20 protein-coding genes are annotated in these 17,679 nt (G+C 63.4%); 13 read left to right on the forward strand and 7 right to left on the reverse strand.

All coding sequences use genetic code 11. The features are described 5' to 3' along the window. Positions 1–25 precede the first annotated feature (25 nt). Both aglM and aglJ read left to right on the forward strand, forming a co-directional pair. Positions 26–1,321: a UDP-glucose 6-dehydrogenase AglM gene (gene aglM, locus AC6I6L_RS15665; protein WP_497918700.1), complete on the forward strand. Its 1,296-nt coding sequence runs from the start codon at positions 26–28 to the stop codon at positions 1,319–1,321. A gap of 133 nt (positions 1,322–1,454) precedes the next feature. Then, positions 1,455–2,459: an S-layer glycoprotein N-glycosyltransferase AglJ gene (aglJ, locus tag AC6I6L_RS15670; protein WP_497918701.1), complete on the forward strand. Its 1,005-nt coding sequence runs from the start codon at positions 1,455–1,457 to the stop codon at positions 2,457–2,459. 262 nt (positions 2,460–2,721) lie between these two features. Here the strand turns inward: aglJ and AC6I6L_RS15675 are convergent, their stop codons facing one another. Further along, positions 2,722–3,051, reverse strand: coding sequence for a DUF5789 family protein (locus AC6I6L_RS15675; RefSeq protein WP_497918702.1), 330 nt, complete (start codon positions 3,049–3,051; stop codon positions 2,722–2,724). A 133-nt stretch (positions 3,052–3,184) separates the two neighbouring features. Between AC6I6L_RS15675 and AC6I6L_RS15680 the strand changes: the two genes are divergently transcribed. Beyond that, positions 3,185–3,394: a ribbon-helix-helix domain-containing protein gene (locus AC6I6L_RS15680; protein ID WP_497918703.1), complete on the forward strand. Its 210-nt coding sequence runs from the start codon at positions 3,185–3,187 to the stop codon at positions 3,392–3,394. A 36-nt stretch (positions 3,395–3,430) separates the two neighbouring features. Here AC6I6L_RS15680 and AC6I6L_RS15685 read toward each other — a convergent pair whose 3' ends face one another. Together AC6I6L_RS15685 and AC6I6L_RS15690 are read right to left on the reverse strand one after the other, a co-directional pair. Continuing rightward, complete coding sequence (locus AC6I6L_RS15685) at positions 3,431–3,880, reverse strand: JAB/MPN domain protein-containing protein (RefSeq protein WP_497918704.1); 450 nt, start codon at positions 3,878–3,880, stop codon at positions 3,431–3,433. A 113-nt stretch (positions 3,881–3,993) separates the two neighbouring features. Then, positions 3,994–4,677 (reverse strand): hypothetical protein, encoded by a 684-nt coding sequence (locus AC6I6L_RS15690; protein ID WP_497918705.1) that lies wholly within the window; start codon positions 4,675–4,677, stop codon positions 3,994–3,996. Between the two features lie 160 nt (positions 4,678–4,837). Here AC6I6L_RS15690 and AC6I6L_RS15695 point away from each other — a divergent pair, with 160 nt between their 5' ends. Then, positions 4,838–5,524 carry a VOC family protein gene (locus AC6I6L_RS15695; protein ID WP_497918706.1) on the forward strand — a complete coding sequence of 229 codons (687 nt, stop codon included), beginning with the start codon at positions 4,838–4,840 and terminating at the stop codon, positions 5,522–5,524. 83 nt (positions 5,525–5,607) lie between these two features. Here the strand turns inward: AC6I6L_RS15695 and AC6I6L_RS15700 are convergent, their stop codons facing one another. The 4 genes from AC6I6L_RS15700 to AC6I6L_RS15715 form a co-directional block, all read right to left on the reverse strand. Then, on the reverse strand, positions 5,608–5,898 hold the full coding sequence (locus AC6I6L_RS15700) for a DUF5779 family protein (RefSeq protein ID WP_497918707.1): 291 nt from the start codon (positions 5,896–5,898) through the stop codon (positions 5,608–5,610). Positions 5,899–5,962: 64 nt separating this feature from the next. Then, positions 5,963–6,418, reverse strand: a complete 456-nt coding sequence (locus AC6I6L_RS15705) for a ferritin-like domain-containing protein (RefSeq protein ID WP_497918708.1) — start codon at positions 6,416–6,418, stop codon at positions 5,963–5,965. A gap of 276 nt (positions 6,419–6,694) precedes the next feature. Further along, positions 6,695–7,159 (reverse strand): hypothetical protein, encoded by a 465-nt coding sequence (locus tag AC6I6L_RS15710; RefSeq protein WP_497918709.1) that lies wholly within the window; start codon positions 7,157–7,159, stop codon positions 6,695–6,697. Between the two features lie 130 nt (positions 7,160–7,289). Beyond that, positions 7,290–8,489 carry an RNA-guided endonuclease TnpB family protein gene (locus tag AC6I6L_RS15715; protein ID WP_497918710.1) on the reverse strand — a complete coding sequence of 400 codons (1,200 nt, stop codon included), beginning with the start codon at positions 8,487–8,489 and terminating at the stop codon, positions 7,290–7,292. A 58-nt stretch (positions 8,490–8,547) separates the two neighbouring features. Here AC6I6L_RS15715 and AC6I6L_RS15720 point away from each other — a divergent pair, with 58 nt between their 5' ends. The 9 genes from AC6I6L_RS15720 (at position 8,548) to leuD (ending at position 17,608) form a co-directional block, all read left to right on the forward strand. Beyond that, complete coding sequence (locus AC6I6L_RS15720) at positions 8,548–8,682, forward strand: hypothetical protein (protein ID WP_006088820.1); 135 nt, start codon at positions 8,548–8,550, stop codon at positions 8,680–8,682. A gap of 399 nt (positions 8,683–9,081) precedes the next feature. Continuing rightward, complete coding sequence (locus AC6I6L_RS15725; RefSeq protein WP_497918711.1) at positions 9,082–9,675, forward strand: winged helix-turn-helix transcriptional regulator; 594 nt, start codon at positions 9,082–9,084, stop codon at positions 9,673–9,675. A gap of 386 nt (positions 9,676–10,061) precedes the next feature. Further along, the gene (locus AC6I6L_RS15730) at positions 10,062–11,306 is read left to right on the forward strand and encodes a LeuA family protein (protein WP_497918978.1); all 1,245 of its coding nucleotides are present in this window, start codon (positions 10,062–10,064) and stop codon (positions 11,304–11,306) included. A 349-nt stretch (positions 11,307–11,655) separates the two neighbouring features. Beyond that, the gene (gene ilvB / locus AC6I6L_RS15735; protein ID WP_497918712.1) at positions 11,656–13,473 is read left to right on the forward strand and encodes a biosynthetic-type acetolactate synthase large subunit; all 1,818 of its coding nucleotides are present in this window, start codon (positions 11,656–11,658) and stop codon (positions 13,471–13,473) included. 55 nt (positions 13,474–13,528) lie between these two features. Beyond that, positions 13,529–14,191 (forward strand): acetolactate synthase small subunit, encoded by a 663-nt coding sequence (ilvN, locus tag AC6I6L_RS15740; RefSeq protein ID WP_497918713.1) that lies wholly within the window; start codon positions 13,529–13,531, stop codon positions 14,189–14,191. Then, entirely contained in the window at positions 14,184–15,245 is a 1,062-nt protein-coding gene (ilvC, locus tag AC6I6L_RS15745; RefSeq protein WP_497918714.1) for a ketol-acid reductoisomerase, read from the forward strand. Before ilvN ends, ilvC begins: the two co-directional genes overlap by 8 nt. A gap of 16 nt (positions 15,246–15,261) precedes the next feature. Beyond that, positions 15,262–15,552: a DUF7989 family protein gene (locus tag AC6I6L_RS15750; protein WP_497918715.1), complete on the forward strand. Its 291-nt coding sequence runs from the start codon at positions 15,262–15,264 to the stop codon at positions 15,550–15,552. Beyond that, the gene (gene leuC / locus AC6I6L_RS15755; RefSeq protein ID WP_497918716.1) at positions 15,549–16,970 is read left to right on the forward strand and encodes a 3-isopropylmalate dehydratase large subunit; all 1,422 of its coding nucleotides are present in this window, start codon (positions 15,549–15,551) and stop codon (positions 16,968–16,970) included. The genes AC6I6L_RS15750 and leuC overlap by 4 nt, the downstream gene beginning before the upstream one ends. After that, positions 16,967–17,608 carry a 3-isopropylmalate dehydratase small subunit gene (gene leuD / locus AC6I6L_RS15760; RefSeq protein WP_497918717.1) on the forward strand — a complete coding sequence of 214 codons (642 nt, stop codon included), beginning with the start codon at positions 16,967–16,969 and terminating at the stop codon, positions 17,606–17,608. The genes leuC and leuD overlap by 4 nt, the downstream gene beginning before the upstream one ends. Positions 17,609–17,679 lie beyond the last annotated feature (71 nt).

Here is a 17,679-nt window from a genome sequence, read left to right on the forward strand (position 1 = left end):
ACACCCTCCCGTCCTCTCGACAGGTATGCACGTCTCGATCGTCGGTAGCGGCTACGTTGGAACGACCGTCGCGGCCTGTCTCGCAGACCTTGGCCACGACGTCGTCAACATTGAGATCGACGAGGACGTCGTCGCCCGGATCAACGCGGGCGAGGCCCCGATTCACGAGGCTGGCCTCCAGGACCGAATCAGCGAACACGCCGGAACCCGCCTGCGCGCGACGACCGACTACGCGGCTGCCGCCGACACCGATCTCACCCTGCTCTGTCTCCCGACGCCACAGGCCGAGGACGGCAGTCTCGACACGGCGATCATGGAAGCCGGCGCGGAATCGCTGGGCGATGCCCTCTCAAAAAAGGACCAGGACCACGTCGTCGTCGTCAAGAGCACCGTCCTCCCCGGCACTACGGAGGACGTCGTCGGCCCGATTCTTGAAGACCACTCGGGCAAGCGCGTCGGTGAGGATCTCCACCTCGCGATGAATCCCGAGTTCCTCCGGATGGGGACCGCGGTCGCGGACTTCCTCGAACCCGACAAGGTCGTCGTCGGCGCGGGGAACGAGACCGCCGCCACCGCACTCCGCGACCTGTACGCACCGATTCTCGATCGCCCGGAAACCTCCCTCGTCGAAACCGACATCCGGGAAGCGGAGCTGATCAAGTACGCGAACAACGCCTTCCTCGCCGCGAAGGTCTCGCTGGTGAACGAACTGGGCAACATCGCCAAACAGTACGACGCCGACGCCTACGAGGTGCTCGACGCCGTCGGTCTCGACGATCGGATCTCGGATCGGTTCCTCCGATCGGGACTGGGCTGGGGCGGCTCCTGTTTCCCGAAAGACGTCGCCGCGCTGCGAGCGGGCGCGCGCGAACAGGGGTACGAACCCGAACTCCTGGACGCGGTCGTCGCGGTCAACGACGAACAGCCCCGGCGACTCGTCGGCCTCCTCGCAACTCGCGTCGACCTCGACGGTGCCCGAATCGCGGTTCTCGGGCTCTCGTTCAAGCCGGGAACCGACGACATACGCAAATCTCGCGCACTCGACGTGATCGATTGCCTCCGCGAACGAGGCGCGGACGTCGTCGCTTACGATCCGGCTGCGATGGCAAACGTCCGGGAACAGTATCCCGACCTCGATATTACCTACGCCGACTCGGCCGAGGCCGCACTCGAGGACGCCGACGGGGCGGTCGTCGCGACCGACTGGCCCGAGTTCGACGACCTCTCGTTTGCAGGAATGGCCCGCCGCGTGGTCGTCGACGGCCGCCGGATCGACGTCGACGAGGGGGCCCTCGAGACCTACGACGGGCTGACGTGGTGAGCACCCGAGCGACCTCGGCCCGATCGACGCACGCCGTCCAACCGACACCGATCGGTCGATTCGACAGCCAGTACAAAAACGATTCACTGATCTATCAGCATGCTTTTAGACACCGACGCGAGAATGCCAGTCAATGGAGCATGACGGGGCGCGCGTGGAATCGGTCGATCGGCGCGGGGAGGTGCTCGCGATGATCGAGGAGACGCGCGAGATTTCGGCCGACGAGGTCTGTATCCTCATTCCGACGCTCGACGAGGCGGCGACGATCGGCGACGTGATCGACGGCTTCTACGAGCACGGCTACGTCAACGTGGTCGTCGTCGACGGTGACTCGACCGACAACACTCGAGAAATCGCCCGCGAACGCGGGGCCGAAGTCATCGTCCAGTCGGGCAGCGGAAAGGGACAGGCCGTCCGGGAGGCACTGGAGTACGTCACCGTCCCGTACGTGCTGATGGTCGACGGCGACGGCACGTACGACCCCGCGGACGCGAATGCGATGATCGAGCCCCTCTCGCGGGGGTACGACCACGTGATCGGGAACCGCTTTGCGGACATGGACGACGACGCGATGAAGGCGTTGAACGGCTTCGGCAACCGGCTGATCAACAACTCGTTCCGGTTCATTCACGGAGCCGACTACGACGACATCCTCTCGGGCTACCGGGCGTTTACCGTCGATTCCTTCGAGCGGCTGTCGCTGGACTCGGACGGCTTCACGATCGAGACGGAACTCGCCGTCGAGTGTGTCAAACACGGGATCGAGACGGCCGTCGTCCCGATCAGATACAGCGCCAGGCCCGACGCCTCCGAAACGAACCTCCACCCGCTCAAAGACGGCGGGACGATCATCCTGGCGCTGTACTCGCTCGCCAAGACGAACAACCCGCTGTTTTATTTCGGGAGTCTGGGACTGGGCGCGATCGGTTCGGGGGCCGTGATCGCGGCCTACGTCCTCTGGCAGTGGGTCCAGTACGGCCAGGGTCACGAGATCATGGCGGTCGTCTCCGCGGCCGCGATCCTGCTCGGCGTCCAGTTGCTCATGTTCGGCGTGCTCTCGGATATGCTCGTCACGCTCCACCGCGAACAGCGTCGTCGCCTCGAACAGATCACGCGGGAAAACGGCCGCGACGACTGAGTTCGACACCAGAGTTTCGATGCAATCGCTTCCGAAGGGCGAGACCGATCGGTCCGGTGAACCGATGCGAGCACTGTCGCGGACGGCGTGAGCGAAGCGCGTGGTTCGAGAGAGCGGCGCTCTCTCGTCATCACGAAAGATCTCCGGTCTTTCGAACGACGGCGAGTTGCAACCGGCCGAGCGGTCGAGAGCGTTGGGGAGTATCCGTACCCGCGTCTCGAAAGACGCTGTTTCCGACTCCGATCGCGAACACGAACCAGATTCAGAAGGGGAGGAGCGATCGAAACTGCTGGACGACGCCGCCGGAATGTTGCTGTCGATACTCCTCGAAGGGGTGGTGCAACGCGTTCAGAAGTTCCTGGCGCGATCGGAACTCTTCAGCCTTGACTTCCGCGAGCATCTCGCCCAGCGCGACGTCGTTGCCGTGGACGTTGTAGGGGATGCGTTCGTGGCCGATTTCGGCCCGGACGTCGTCTGTCGTCGCCGGGAACGAGAGGTCGGCGTCTTTGAGACGCGCGTCGACGGCGGCGATGCCGAACTCGACGCTCTCGGGTTCGTCGTCGTCTCCGTTCGATGGTGGCCGGACTCCCATACTGACTCACTAGACAGTGAAATATAAAAACCGCTACGAAGACGGTGCGACAGCACGCTCCGATCGGCAGCGTCCCGTGACGCACCCACATCCCGTCGACACGCCTTTTTGCCTCCCCAGTGGAGTATCAAGTATGACCGAATACACCACGGTTTCGATTCCGAAGGATCTCGCCGATCGGGTCGACGAGACGATCGAGGGGACGAGTTTCCAGAGCACGAGCGATCTCGTCCGGTTCCTACTTCGCAGTATCGTGATCCAACATCAGCGAGAGGGGCAACTGACCGAAGCTGAGTTCGAGGAGATCACCGAACAGCTCCGCGGGCTGGGGTATCTGGACTGACGATCGATCGGTAGCTCATCGGAACGGCAGTGCCTGTCAGTTACCGACACGCCACTCGACGTCCGCGAGGAACTCGTCGGGCGCGTTCGCCTCGATGATCTCGAGGGGCAGGTCGTTGCCCTTCCGATCGAACGCGGCGAACGATCGGTCGTCGATCTCCCAGGGTGGGACGGCGACGAAGATCACCTGCGCGAGGTCGTCCCGTTTGGTCACCGCGAGTTCGCGAAGCGGGTGGGAGACGAATCGTCCCTGGGCCTGCCGGGCGGGCGTCGAGAGGTCGACGCCGAAAACCGCGTTGACCGCGTTGCCGGGGTCGGGCAGGTAGAAGTCCGTAAACACCGGGGTCTCGGGCGGGAGCGCCGCCGCGTCCGCGCCCTCGAGCTCGCCGGCCGGCGTGACGGACACGCCCGTCGTCACGCGATTGGGATCGGCGTCGCTGGCGAGATCGAGCAAGACGTCGACGAGCGCCCGCGTGACGTAGACCATGCCCGCGCGTACGGGCGGCTGACAATTAAGCTGTGTTCCCCGCGGGTGCGAAGTCGGGGACGCATACACGACGAATCGCGTGAATACTTCGATCGAGTTCCCACGCGACGCCCCTAGAACGGAAGCAGGTTCCACCCTGCCTTTGCGTACACGAGCGGCATCCGTCGTCGAGAACCCGAAAGTGCGTCGTCGAGCGCTCTCGCGGCGTCGTCCAGAATACCGGCCCCGTGACCGACGAGGACGCGATCGGGCGCGAGGTCGCCCAGCGCGTCCCGCGGCGGGACGGCTCGACGCATCGGGTGGACGCCGAGGCGCTCGCCCGGCGCGAGGAAGTAGTCGGCCGTACCGACGGATTCGGGGACGACCAGGGTTCCGTCCGCGGGGTTGTACAGCGCCACCTCCTGCCAGAAGCGGTTGTCGACGATCGTCCGGACCTCCACGCCAGTGTCCGAAAGCTCGGTCTCGAACCGGACGATCGGTGCGTCGAGTTCCTCGCTGACCCCCTCGAAAAAGCGGGGCAGATAGAGGTGGACGCCGTGTCGGTTGGCGATCGCAGCGGCGTCGCGCTTGTGTCGATCGAGCGTGATGACGACGCCGGCGACCTTCCCGAACTCGGCCAGCAGGTCGTCCAGTCCGGCCGCGTCAACCGGATCGATGACCCAGACCTCGCCGTCGATGGCGAGGGCGTGACTTGCCCGCTGCATGGTCTCCTCGGGGTGGGCGATCCAGCCGATGCCGTTTGCGAAGCGATCGATCGTCGTGAAGTCGGTCGCGCGCTCGTCGATCCGGAAGCTCATACCACTGGTAAGACCGTCACCTCAATAAACGCGGGCGAAGCGGTTGGTTTCGTTGCGAGTCGATTCCGCGGCTCACACAGTTCATATCTTTCCCCGTCGGCACTTGTTTTCCACCCCCAACCGCCGACGCTTCTTTGCCCCCGGACCCTGTAGGTGTGGTATGTTGCGCCGGCTGTCGTGGCTCGCACTCGAGGTCAAGTATCTCGATCGAGCGCGCGCCTTCTACGAAAAGCAGTTGGGACTGTCCGTCCGGGAGGAGCGGGCGGGCGAACTCGCGCTTGCGGCCGGGGAGACCGATCTCGTGCTTCGCCGGCCCGAGGCTGTCCCGCGCGGCGGACTGCACACCCACTTCGCGTTCTCGATCCCGGCCGCCGAGTACGACGACTGGTGGGATCGCCTGAGCGAGGCGTTCGATCTGGAGGAAGTGACGTTCGGTGCCGCGAAATCGCTCTACCTGTACGATCCGGACGGCAACTGCGTCGAACTCGGTCAGCGAGACGTCGCCGGACCGGGGATCGACGGTATCTTCGAGGTCGTCCTCGAAGTCGAATCCCTCGATCGCGCCCGATCGTTCTACGAATCGCTCGGGTTCGAGACGGTCGACGTGGGCGGCGATCGCAAGCGCATCCGACTCCAGGGGCCGATGGCGCTGGAACTGTGGGAGCCGCATCTGGGAATCGCAGACGCCCGCGGCGGCGTCCACGTCGATCTGGGCTTCGAGGCCGACGACCCGGCGGCGGCGCTCGATGCGGTGCGAGATCGGGTCCGGACGATCGATCGGGAGGAAGGAGACGAGATCGTGGTTCGCGATCCGGACGGCCACGTGTTGACGGTCAGGTCCGCCTGAACGAGAGCGTGCCGGTCGCAGCCGGTCTGTCCGCCGGGTAACATCGAACCGACGGCCGACGACTCTGTAGCGCCGTCAGTTCCCTACAGGCGATCGGTACTGACGTCGACGCCCGGCGGGGTGACGAGTAAGAACCCGCGGAAGTGGACGAGATTTCCGCCGGACTCTTTGATATCGCGGGCGAATCCGGAGGCCAGTTCGTTGACGTCGCCGTCGACGCAGAGCACGAGGACGTTGCCGTTCGAGACTGTTTCGAGCCACTCTTCTGCGGGGGTCGAGCCGTCGAGCACACCCAGGACGAGCTCGCCTTCGAGGTCGAGTTCGTCGTCGATGTGTTCCTCGACGGTCCGAAGGTCGAGGTCGAAATCACTCATGTGGTCTGCGTCGAACTACGACGAGAAAAACGTTCGCCTCGCGACGACTGTCGTCCCGCCGCGGTCAGTCCTGCGGAAATTCCTTCCTGAATCCGCGGAACTCCGTGTGGTGAGCTTCTTCGTCCGCGAGAATCGTGACCGCCACGTCCTCCGTGACGGGATCGTTCGCGTCCCGAGCGGCCTCCAGCAGCGATCGGTACCGCTCCATCGCGCTGTCCTCGGCCTCGAGGACGCCGTCGATGACCGACTGGACGTCCGTCGTGTCCTCGGGCGGCTGGAGACTCGCCTGCTGTGCCTCGAAGGACTCCGACCCCGGCGGCGAGTGATCGAGCTGTTTCAGGCGGTTTCCGAGCAGCCGCGCGTGCTCGAGTTCCTCCTCGACGTCCGCTTCGAGGCTCGCTTTCACCTCTTCGGCGTGGACGCCGTCCAGTACGATCGCGTTCGTCAGGTAGTTCATCACGGTCTCGAGTTCGTCGACGTACGCCTCGGTCAAGAGGTCGGTAACCTCTTCTGATGTCATTGCTCGTCTCCCTACCACGACCGGGGATAAAGGTTTGACACGCGCGTTTCGCTACCCGGCCTCGGTTCGAGTACATCCGGTTACCGCTGCCACCACGGGCCCGATTGCGGCCGTCGAATCACGAAGTTCGGATCGTTCCTACCGGTTGAGACCGTTCTGGAATCGAGAGGTCTGTCAATTCTACCGAGAGGTTTCTGGGATCGAGTATCCGTACCGGAAGCATCCCGACTGTCGTGAGACGCCGATGTTCTGTCTGAGCGCTCTTGCGGAACGTCGTCAGCTGGGTTCGATCTCTCGCGTCTCGACGAGAGTAACCACGAACAGACACGCACCGATTACCATTGCCAGGGTTGCCACTTGTCCAACCGTTCTCGAAGCGGAGAATCCCGCATCGAAAAAGAACCAGAAGTATTGAACGGAGATGTCGACATCAGCAGCCACGCCGAGGATGAACCCACCCAGTACGAGCCCCGACGACAGTCGATCGGTTTGTCGCGGGTCCAGCCCGGTCGAGATCGACGAACCGAGCGCATCGAGACCGTACCGGACGACGATCGTGAGTGCCAGAAGTGCCAGACCGATGAACCCGATCAGCGCGAGAAACATCGAGAGCCGTCCCAGTGCGCGAATCTCGCCAAAACCTGCTGCCGGGACGATCATCAACGTCGTCCCAAATACGGCGAGGACGATCGACCCGGCCACTGCGCGCTTCGTCAACGGCCAGCGTACCGAAACGGACATCGACGGCAGTCTTTCTCGTCCCATATTCGTGACATCCTCGCCCGCCGTGAACGACGGGGCTTCCTACAAGGGAAGCCTCGCGTCAAGGGAGGTTTCAGGACTCGAAGGCCGCAAGCGTCGTCTGTCGGGATTACCGACTCGGCGTGCGGTGTCCTGTGGCCGTGTCACAACGGCTCCCATTCCGTGGCGAGTCATCGCGCTCCGGTTTCCAAGGAACGCTCTCTCCCCACGGATCAACGCGACTGGCGATGTTAGCCGCCGCGTTGATATCTGCTTGAAACGTCGACACGTGGCACTCGGCGTTCGTACACGTGAACTCGGCTTGCGATCCACGATCGCCGATGTGACCGCAGGCGTGGCACGTCTGGGACGTGTAGCGCGGGTTCACAAACTCGACCGGAATACCGGCTTCGAGGGCCTTATCCTCGATCCGCTTGGTAAGTCGAGCGAACGCCCACGAGTGCAAGCGTCGGTTCATGTACTTTCCGTAGTCCAGATTCTCACGGATGTACGACAGGTCTTCAAGGACGATCACTGGGTCCTCGAAGGATGCGGCGTACTCGACGGCTTCGCGAGACGCCTTCTCAACGATATCCGTCAAGGCACTCTGGTAGTGGTCGAAGCGCTCGTCCACGCGCCACTCGGCGGCATCACGCTCTTGCAGCCGTTTGAGTGTCGTGTGCATCTCCTTGCGGAGTGCTCGCGCACGACTGCCGTCGTAGATGTACGGTTGGATCGGCGTATCGTTCTGACAGGCACAGCCCGTCAGCAGTTTGGATTCGCCGATATCGAAGCCGATTCGAGTCGGTTCCTCTGGCGTTTCCGGGTCGGCTACCTCGTATTCGACGGTAACGTGGAGCACCCAGTTCGTTCGGTGCTGTTGCAGCCGGAACTCTCCGACTGTCGCATTCTCGTCGAGCAGGTCGAACCAGAGCGGTTCCTGGTCGGGATTGATCCGAAGTGGAATCCAGAAGGCGTTGCCACGCCCGGCCTGTGGAACGCGCCAGCAGAACTCGTAGGTACGTTCGTCAGAATGGTCGAGAGTGAATCCCCGGTTTGTGAATCGAACCGGGTGGTCGTCTCCGAGTTCCGACGCGTTGTACGTATCCCGAAGCTTCGGGACGTAGTTCTTGAGCGCATCCTTGGCGTAGGACGTGAGAGTGTACGGCATGACGATATCATTAACCGCCGTTTGCGTATCCGCGCCACTCTCGAAAGCGTCCGAAAGGGCGCGGCGGTACGTCGTCACGGTACGCTTGAGCCGTTGCTCTTTGCCCGTAGTAGGCGGGGCGAGCGTGGCTTCGAGCGTTTTCGTGACGGTCGCCGACACAACTACGAGTACGGTAGCGTAATAGTTAAAACTAACGAAAAACTAACCATGTGTATAGATGCCCAACCTGAACATCGAAGTAGATCAAGACGAGTACGACCGCCTGAGCGAGATCAAAGACGCCCACGGCCTCACCTGGAAAGGAGTACTACTCCAAGGCGCAAAGTCGTTGGACACCGAGGGGCCGTTGTAGGGCGAGTCGAGACACGAACGAACGCGATTCCTCCCCGTGCTAGAGTGGTATGCGTCACTCCTGAATACTGGTCAAACAAGTGCTCGGCTTGGTATCCAGCTTTTTGAAAGAACGCTTTGCAGCGAGTATTCAAAACAAACCATGATCACTCAAGCACGGGGTTTCCTCACTACCGCAAGATGAGTATGATCGACACACTCAACGAACATGTCATTTTCTAATTCGATCGCACGTCACACTGGCAAATCGCACGTCAAGAGGGCCAGTCGAACGTTACGGCAGTCCGGCACCGCGCCGAGCCCAGGACGGCCGGTTCCGTCGGTTCATCCGCGCCGAACGTAGGCGCACCGGTTCGGTAGCAGCCGTACACTCATTGCCGCCCCTGCCCAAGAAACGCACATGCGCGACCTCGACGACACCGACCTCGAGATTATCCAGTTGCTCACCGAGGACGCCCGCCGGCCCTACAGCGAAATCGCGGATCACGTCGACCTGACGCCGCCGGCCGTCTCCGATCGAATCGCCCGACTCGAAGAACAGGGACTCATCCGCGGCTTCACCGTCGATATCGATCGATCGAAACTCCAGCGGGACGTAGCCGTGCTGGCCGAACTTGACCCGAAGCCGGCCGCGGTCGACGACGTGTACGCGGCGGCCGCCGATTTAGACGGCGTCGAACACGTCTTCGAGGGGATGGACGGACGCGTGCGAGTCCACGCGACGCTTCCCGACACCAACGTTCGATCGTGGCTCGAGGCCGGACTCGACCTCGAAACGTTGTCGGGGTACGACGTGACGCTACTGGCCCGATCGGAGCGCCGCGTCGGCGTCTCGGCGACGGACTTCTCCCTCGAGTGCGTCGTTTGCGATCAGCGGATCACCAACGGGGGCGTGACGGCGACTATCGACGGCGAGGTCAAGACGTTCTGCTGTCCCTCCTGCGAAGACCGGTATCTCACCGAGTACGAGACTCGCCAGGAAGCGATCGACTAGCGTCGCGCGCGGGCAGCCAGTTGCCGAGTCCGGGTCGGCCGCGATCGCCCCACTATTCGAACGTTTGTCTTCTAGATGCGCGACAACGTCGACAATTGAAAACTTGGGGACGGTCGACGGCGGCGGCGATGCACGGTCGTCCAGCCGGGGCGCGCGCGAGCGATCGATCGGGGCCGATCGGGTCGATTATCCCGAATCAAACCCCGATCGGATTCGGTTGGCACGGTAGCCGACGCGTCGTCTACCGTATTGTAATAGGATGTTAGTGTCTATATCAGGGCGTTGATGTCGTGCGGTTTTTCGGATCGATCGCGATAGCGTGTCACTGAATCACACCCTTCCTCGGTGGAGACAGCGACACGCTTATATATCATGTCGCACGTCGGATTCTGATACAATGTCTTCACCAGACAACCCGTCCTCTGACACCAGTCAGGGGGGTCGAGTTCTTCCAGGGCACGTTAGATTCCACTGACGAAATAGAGTCAGCACGTGTCTTCGATACCACCCTCCGGGATGGTGAACAGTCTCCCGGAACTTCGTTCTCGTACGACGATAAACGGCAGATCGCGTCCATTCTGGACGAGATGGGAACCCACGTCATCGAAGCAGGCTTCCCAGTGAACTCTGACGCCGAGTTCGAGGCCGTTCGCGACATCGCATCGTCGACCCGGACGACGACCTGCGGGCTGGCCCGCGTCGTCGACAAGGACATCGAAGCGGCACTCGATTCCGGCGTCGAGATGGTACACACGTTCGTGTCCACCAGCGACGTCCAGATCGAGGATTCGATGCACGCCACGCGAGAGGAAGTTGTACAGCGCGCAGTCGAGTCGGTCGAACGCATCACGGAGGCGGGAGCGATCTGCATGTTCTCGCCGATGGACGCGACCCGGACCGACGAGCAGTTCCTGATCGACGTGATCGAAGCGGTCACCGAGGCGGGAGTCGACTGGATCAACATTCCGGACACCTGTGGCGTCGCGACGCCGACGCGGTTCAAGGCCATGATCGAGAAGGTCTGTGCCCACACCGACGCGCGAATCGACGTCCACACGCACGACGACTTCGGACTGGCCACCGCCAACGCGCTGGCCGGCATCGAAGCCGGTGCCGACCAGGCGCAGGTCTCGGTCAACTCGATCGGCGAGCGGGCCGGCAACGCCGCCTACGAGGAGTTCGTGATGGCCGTCGAGTCGCTGTACCAGACCGATACTGGGATCGACACGACCCGTATCACCGAACTCTCGCAGGTCGTCGAGGAAAAAAGCGCCATGCCGACCCCGGGCAACAAACCCGTCGTCGGCGCGAACGCGTTCTCCCACGAAAGCGGGATTCACGCGGCCGGCGTCATCGAGAACTCCGACACCTTCGAGCCGGGCGTGATGACCCCCGAGATGGTCGGTGCCGAACGCCGACTGGTCATGGGCAAACACACCGGGACTCACTCGGTTCGGGAGCGCCTGCACGAACTGGGCTTTGTGCCCTCCGACGAGCAAATCAACGCGGTCACCCGCCGGGTCAAAGACTACGGCGCGGAGAAGCGCCAGATCACGGTCGACGACCTGGAGCGCTTTGCCGAAGAGGCTGGCATCGATCGCCAGGAGGAGCGAGAGGAGGTGCGCATCTAAGGGATGTCCTCCCCGTTTGCTACCGTTCGCGAGCACCGGCTATGCTCGAAGTACGGAGTGATTCGTACGAGGTCCGGAATGACTCGTAAGGATTATGTCCCTCGAACCACCTACGTGGGTAGTAATGAGGTCTCGCGTGTCGCTGTCGGCTCGCACCGTCGACACCGGCGCGTCCGCTCTTATTCGTATTGTAGGGGCGTAACCGCCCCATACTCAGTACCCAGTCAGCGACCCGAGTCCGCACGCTTTCACAGCGATCAGCTACCTAACAGCGACCAGCCACCTACCAGATGACACCGCACCGTACATCCACACCGACGAATCGCCAACCCGCGGCGGGAGATACTCGATGAGCGAACGCGCCGCATCGGTCACACCAGCAGAACAGGACGACGAACCAGCCGACGCCGAGGTCACCGACGGAGTCTCGCCCGGCGAAGAGACCGACGACGTGTCCGAGCCGACGACCGAAAGCACGCCGGTCACGACCGGGGCCGAGGCCGTGATTCGCGCGCTGGAAAACGCGGGCGTCGAGTACGCCTTCGGCGTGCAGGGCGGGGCGATCATGCCCGTCTACGACGCGCTGTACGACTCGGATATTTACCACGTGACGATGGCCCACGAACAGGGCGCGGCTCACGCGGCCGACGCCTACGGCATCGTCGCAGGTGAGCCGGGGATCTGTCTCGCGACGTCGGGCCCAGGCGCGACGAATCTCGTCACGGGCATCGCGGACGCCGACATGGACTCGGACCCGATGGTCGCACTGACGGGCCAGGTGCCGACGGAATTCGTCGGCAACGACGCCTTCCAGGAGACCGACACCACCGGCGTCACGACTCCGGTCACGAAGGACAACACCTTCTCGACCGATCCCGATCGCGTCGGGACCGACGTGAGTGAAGCCTTCGCGCTCGCCCGCGAGGGCCGGCCGGGACCGACCCTGGTCGACCTGCCGAAAGACATCACCAACGCCGAGACCGATCGGGAGCCGGAGGAAGCCCGCGTCCCCGACACCTACACCGTTCAGGAGCGAGCCGACGACGAGATCGTCGCGGCCGCAGCCGAACGGATCGAGAACGCCGCCCGCCCCGTCATGCTTCTGGGCGGCGGCGTCATCAAAGGCGAGGCCAGCGAGGCCTGCCGCGAGTTCGCGATCGAACACGAGATTCCGGTCATTACGACGATGCCGGGAACCGGCGCGTTCCCCGAGGACCACGAACTGTCACTCGAGGGGGCCGGCATGCACGGCACCGGCTACGCCAACATGGCGATTACCCACTGTGACACCCTGATCGGGATCGGCACGCGCTTCGACGATCGCCTCACCGGCGGCATCGAGACCTTCGCGCCTGACGCGGAACTGATCCACGTCGACATCGACCCTGCGGAGATCTCGAAGAACATCCACGCGGATTACCCGCTGGTCGGCGACGCCGAAACCGTCGTTTCCCAACTCTCTGAAGCGGTCGAGCGCTCGCCGGAAGCGAAAAAGTGGCGCGCACAGTGCCAGCAGTGGAAATCCGACTACTCGATGGCCTACGACGCCCCCGAGGACGAACCGGTTCAGCCGGAGTTCGTCGTCGAGGCCTTAGACGAGGCCACGAGCGATCGCGCGATCGTCACCACCGGCGTCGGCCAACACCAAATGTGGGCCTGGCAGTACTGGACCTACACCGAGCCTCGGACGTGGGTGTCCAGTCACGGCCTCGGGACGATGGGGTACGGACTGCCCGCCGCGATCGGTGCTCGCATCGCGGCCGACGACGACCAGGAGGTCATCTGTGTCGACGGCGACGGCTCGTTCCTGATGACGATGCAGGGGCTGTCCGTGGCGGTCAGAGAGAATCTCGACATCACCGTCGCGGTGCTCAACAACGAGTACATCGGGATGGTCCGCCAGTGGCAGGATGCCTTCTTCGAGGGGCGACACGCCGCCTCGGAGTACAGCTGGATGCCCGAGTTCGACAAACTCGCCGAGGCCTTTGGCGCACGCGGCTTCCGCATCGACGACTACGACGATGTGGCCGACACGATCGAGGCGGCGATCGCCTACGACGGGCCGTCCGTGATCGATGTCCATATTGATCCCCAGGCGAACGTTTACCCAATGGTGCCAAGCGGCGGCGACAACGGACAGTTCGCGCTGTCGGAGGACCAGCTATGACCGTCGGACGGACTCCGTCCGACCGCACGCGAACCACTGACCGGAGGTGGTTCGCGTGAAACGCGGACTCGACGGGCCACGCCCGGAGGAGCGACCGACGCCCGCGGGCCGGCGCAACAAGCAGGGGATTCGCATCGACCCCGAGGTCGAGGCGACCCACCTCCCCCGCCGCACCGTCATCTCGGCGCTGGTCACCCACGAACCCGGCGTGCTCTCGGACGTTTCGGGACTGTTCTCGAGACGGCAGTTCAACATCGAGAGCCTCACCGTCGGGCCGACCCACGACGAGGACCGCGCCCGGATCACGCTGGTCGTCGAGGAACCAGACCCCGGCATCGACCAGATAAAGAAGCAACTCCGGAAGCTGGTGCCGGTCATCTCCGTGCGCGAACTCGACCCGGACGCGATGCGCCGCGAACTCGCGCTCGTGAAAGTCGACGCCGAGCGCCCCGATCGGGTCGCCGCCGTCGCGGACATGTACGACGCCAAAACCGTCGACTCCAGCCCGGAGACCGCGACCTTCGAGATCACGGGCGCACAGCAGAAGATCGAAGCCGCGATCGAGACGTTCAGTCAGTTCGGCATTCGGGAAATCTCCCGGACCGGCACGACGGCGCTCGCACGCGGCACCGACGACACTGCGGCACCGCTGACTGCGACCGAATCGGCCGCCGACGGGGCGAACCAAGACCAACAGTATACAGCAGACGATGACTGACGAATTCACGACCGATATCTACTACGACGATGATGCAGACGTATCGACGCTCGACGACGACACCGTAGCCGTCCTCGGCTACGGGAGCCAGGGCCACGCCCACGCGCTGAACCTCCACGAAAGCGGGGTCGACGTGGTCGTCGGCCTGCGCGAGGATTCGTCCTCGCGATCGGCGGCGGAAGCCGACGGGCTGACGGTCACGACCCCGGCCGAGGCAGTCGCCCAGGCAACCTACGTCTCCGTGCTCGTTCCCGACACCGTCCAGGCGTCGGTCTACGAGAACGCGATCGAACCCAACCTCGAGGCGGGTGACACGCTCCAGTTCGCCCACGGGCTGAACATTCATTACAACCAGATCCAGCCGCCGGAAGGCGTCGACGTGTCGATGGTCGCCCCGAAGAGTCCGGGCCACCTCGTCCGACGCAACTACGAGAACGACGAGGGAACGCCCGGCCTGCTCGCGGTCTACCAGGACACGACCGGCGACGCACACGAACGGGCGCTCGCGTATGCGAAGGCGATCGGCTGTACCCGCGCCGGCGTCATCGAAACGACGTTCCAGGAGGAAGTCGAATCCGACCTCTTTGGGGAGCAGGCCGTCCTCTGTGGCGGCGTCACCGCGCTCGTCAAACACGGCTACGAGGCGCTCGTCGACGCGGGCTACTCGCCGGAAATCGCCTACTTCGAGTGCCTGAACGAACTCAAACTCATCGTCGACCTGATGTACGAGGGCGGGAACATGGAGATGTGGAACTCCGTCTCGGACACCGCCGAGTACGGCGGTCTCACCCGCGGCGATCGTATCGTCGACGACTCGGTTCGAGAGAACATGGACGAAGTGCTCGAAGAGGTCCAGAACGGAGAGTTCACGCGAGAGTGGATCCTCGAGAACCAGGCCGGTCGACCGAGCTACTCCCAGCTTCGTCAGGCCGAGCAGAACCACGAAATCGAGGAAGTCGGCGCACGACTGCGCGAGCTGTTCGCCTGGGCCGACGAGGACGAAACTGAAGACGAGACCGAAGAGGAGTCCGTTCAGGTGCAAGCGGACGACTGATCACGACTCACAAATCATGAGTGGAAACCAGCAAGAGACGACCGATACGGTGGCCGACATGAGCCACACCAACCCCTACACCGGGGAGACGGCCGGCCGGCTGTTCAGCCGCGGCCCGACCGTCATCGCGGACGGCGGTGAGCCGGCGGCGACCGACCCGAACGGACGCACAGCCGACGAATCAGCAGCGGAGACGGTACGAGACGTCGACCACACTCCGCCAAAGGGCGCAGACGACGCCAACCGCGTCTTCGAACGCGGCCGAACACGCCCCGTAGGGGATGAGACTGTAGAGGACGAGACATGAGCGAGGGAACACTGTACGACAAGGTGTGGGACCGCCACAAGGTAACGCAACTGCCGACCGGACAGGATCAGCTGTTCGTCGGTCTCCACCTCATTCACGAGGTGACGAGTCCGCAGGCGTTCGGAATGCTCCGCGAGCGCGACCTCGAGGTCGCATTCCCGAAACTGACCCACGCGACGGTCGATCACATCGTGCCGACGGCGGATCAGTCTCGACCGTACAAAGAGGACGCCGCCGAGGAGATGATGGCCGAACTCGAACAGAACGTCCGTGATGCGGGTATCGACTTCTCCGATCCGACGAGTGGCGACCAGGGGATCGTCCACGTCATCGGTCCGGAGCAGGGACTTACCCAACCCGGCAAGACGATCGTCTGTGGCGACAGCCACACCTCGACGCACGGCGCGTTTGGCGCGCTCGCGTTCGGGATCGGGACCTCCCAGATTCGGGACGTGCTCGCGACGGGGACGATCGCGATGGAGAAACAAAAAGTCCGCAAGATCCAGGTCGACGGCGAACTCGGTGAAGGCGTCGAAGCGAAGGACATCATCCTCGAGATAATCCGCCGACTCGGCACCGAGGGCGGCGTCGGCTACGTCTACGAGTACGCCGGCGAAGCGATCGAAGACCTCAGCATGGAAGGGCGGATGTCGATCTGCAACATGTCGATCGAGGGCGGCGCTCGCGCGGGCTACGTCAACCCTGACGAGACCACCTACGAATGGCTCGAGCAGACCGACTACTTCCAGGAGAATCCTGAGGAGTTCGAGAAACTGAAACCGTACTGGGAGTCGATTCGCAGCGACGAGACGGCAGAGTACGACGATATCGTCCACATCGATGCCGGCGAACTCGAACCCGTCGTCACGTGGGGGACTACCCCCGGCCAGGGAATCGGTATCTCGGATCCGATTCCGGCACCCGAAGATCTCCCCGCAGACAAGCAAGACACCGCTCGGCGCGCCCAGGAGCACATGCGGGTCGAACCCGGCGAGACGATGGCCGGCTACGAGATCGACGTCGCCTTCGTCGGCTCCTGTACGAACGCCCGACTGCCGGACCTGCGCCGGGCGGCGGCGATCGTCGAGGGGCGGCAGGTCCACGACGACGTCCGTGCGTTAGTCGTCCCCGGAAGCCAACGCGTCCAGCGTGCCGCGGAAGCAGAAGGACTCAAAGACGTCTTCGAGGACGCCGGCTTCGAGTGGCGAAACGCCGGCTGTTCGATGTGTCTCGGCATGAACGAGGACCAACTCGAGGGCGACGAGGCCAGCGCCTCTTCCTCGAACCGGAACTTCGTCGGTCGCCAGGGCAGCAAGGACGGCCGCACCGTGTTGATGAACCCCCAGATGGTCGCTGCGGCGGCGATCGAAGGCGAAGTGACTGACGTTCGAGAGATGACGGAGGTGACCACAGTATGACTGACACCGATTCGGTCGACATTCCGGAAGTCGACTACGTTTCCGGCACCGGTATTCCGATCCGAGGTAACGACATCGACACCGACCAGATCATTCCGGCCCGGTTCATGAAGGTCGTCACCTTCGACGGACTCGGCGAGTTCGCGTTCTTCGACGTGCGCTTCGACGAGAACGACGATCCCAAAGACCACCCGATGAACGAGGAACAGTTTCAGGACTCCTCGATCATGGTCGTCAACAACAACTTCGGCTGTGGCTCTTCGCGCGAACACGCCCCGCAGGCGCTGATGCGCTGGGGAATCGACGCCATCATCGGCGAAGGCTTTGCCGAGATTTTCGCCGGCAACTGTCTCGCGCTCGGCATTCCGACCGTCACCGCCGACACCGAGACGATCGAAGCGCTCCAGAGCTGGGTCGACGAGAACCCCGACGGCGACATCGACGTCGACGTCGACGCCGAGACGGTCACCTACGGCGGGGAGACGATCGATGTCACCGTCGACGAGGCCCAGCGCAAGGCTCTCGTCGAGGGCGTCTGGGATACGACGGCGCTGATGAAATCGAACGCGGGCGAAGTGAACAAGAAGGCCGCGGAGCTGCCGTACGTTCCCGACACGGCGATTCCGGACGCGGAGTAATTCTCGCCGTTCACCACCACCCAACCACACGCACGTCTACTCGATTGCTTCCCCGAAACTTGCTTGCCTCC

Source organism: Halosolutus sp. DAT137 (assembly GCF_059736405.1).

Bases quoted from the DNA above. Each gene is read 5' to 3' on its own strand.
- aglM (WP_497918700.1), top strand. From the start codon at position 26: ATGCACGTCTCGATCGTCGGTAGCGGCTACGTTGGAACGACCGTCGCG.
- aglJ (WP_497918701.1), top strand. From the start codon at position 1,455: ATGGAGCATGACGGGGCGCGCGTGGAATCGGTCGATCGGCGCGGGGAG.
- AC6I6L_RS15675 (WP_497918702.1), bottom strand. From the start codon at position 3,051: ATGGGAGTCCGGCCACCATCGAACGGAGACGACGACGAACCCGAGAGC.
- AC6I6L_RS15680 (WP_497918703.1), top strand. From the start codon at position 3,185: ATGACCGAATACACCACGGTTTCGATTCCGAAGGATCTCGCCGATCGG.
- AC6I6L_RS15685 (WP_497918704.1), bottom strand. From the start codon at position 3,880: ATGGTCTACGTCACGCGGGCGCTCGTCGACGTCTTGCTCGATCTCGCC.
- AC6I6L_RS15690 (WP_497918705.1), bottom strand. From the start codon at position 4,677: ATGAGCTTCCGGATCGACGAGCGCGCGACCGACTTCACGACGATCGAT.
- AC6I6L_RS15695 (WP_497918706.1), top strand. From the start codon at position 4,838: ATGTTGCGCCGGCTGTCGTGGCTCGCACTCGAGGTCAAGTATCTCGAT.
- AC6I6L_RS15700 (WP_497918707.1), bottom strand. From the start codon at position 5,898: ATGAGTGATTTCGACCTCGACCTTCGGACCGTCGAGGAACACATCGAC.
- AC6I6L_RS15705 (WP_497918708.1), bottom strand. From the start codon at position 6,418: ATGACATCAGAAGAGGTTACCGACCTCTTGACCGAGGCGTACGTCGAC.
- AC6I6L_RS15710 (WP_497918709.1), bottom strand. From the start codon at position 7,159: ATGTCCGTTTCGGTACGCTGGCCGTTGACGAAGCGCGCAGTGGCCGGG.
- AC6I6L_RS15720 (WP_006088820.1), top strand. From the start codon at position 8,548: ATGCCCAACCTGAACATCGAAGTAGATCAAGACGAGTACGACCGCCTG.
- AC6I6L_RS15725 (WP_497918711.1), top strand. From the start codon at position 9,082: ATGCGCGACCTCGACGACACCGACCTCGAGATTATCCAGTTGCTCACC.
- ilvB (WP_497918712.1), top strand. From the start codon at position 11,656: ATGAGCGAACGCGCCGCATCGGTCACACCAGCAGAACAGGACGACGAA.
- ilvC (WP_497918714.1), top strand. From the start codon at position 14,184: ATGACTGACGAATTCACGACCGATATCTACTACGACGATGATGCAGAC.
- AC6I6L_RS15750 (WP_497918715.1), top strand. From the start codon at position 15,262: ATGAGTGGAAACCAGCAAGAGACGACCGATACGGTGGCCGACATGAGC.
- leuC (WP_497918716.1), top strand. From the start codon at position 15,549: ATGAGCGAGGGAACACTGTACGACAAGGTGTGGGACCGCCACAAGGTA.
- leuD (WP_497918717.1), top strand. From the start codon at position 16,967: ATGACTGACACCGATTCGGTCGACATTCCGGAAGTCGACTACGTTTCC.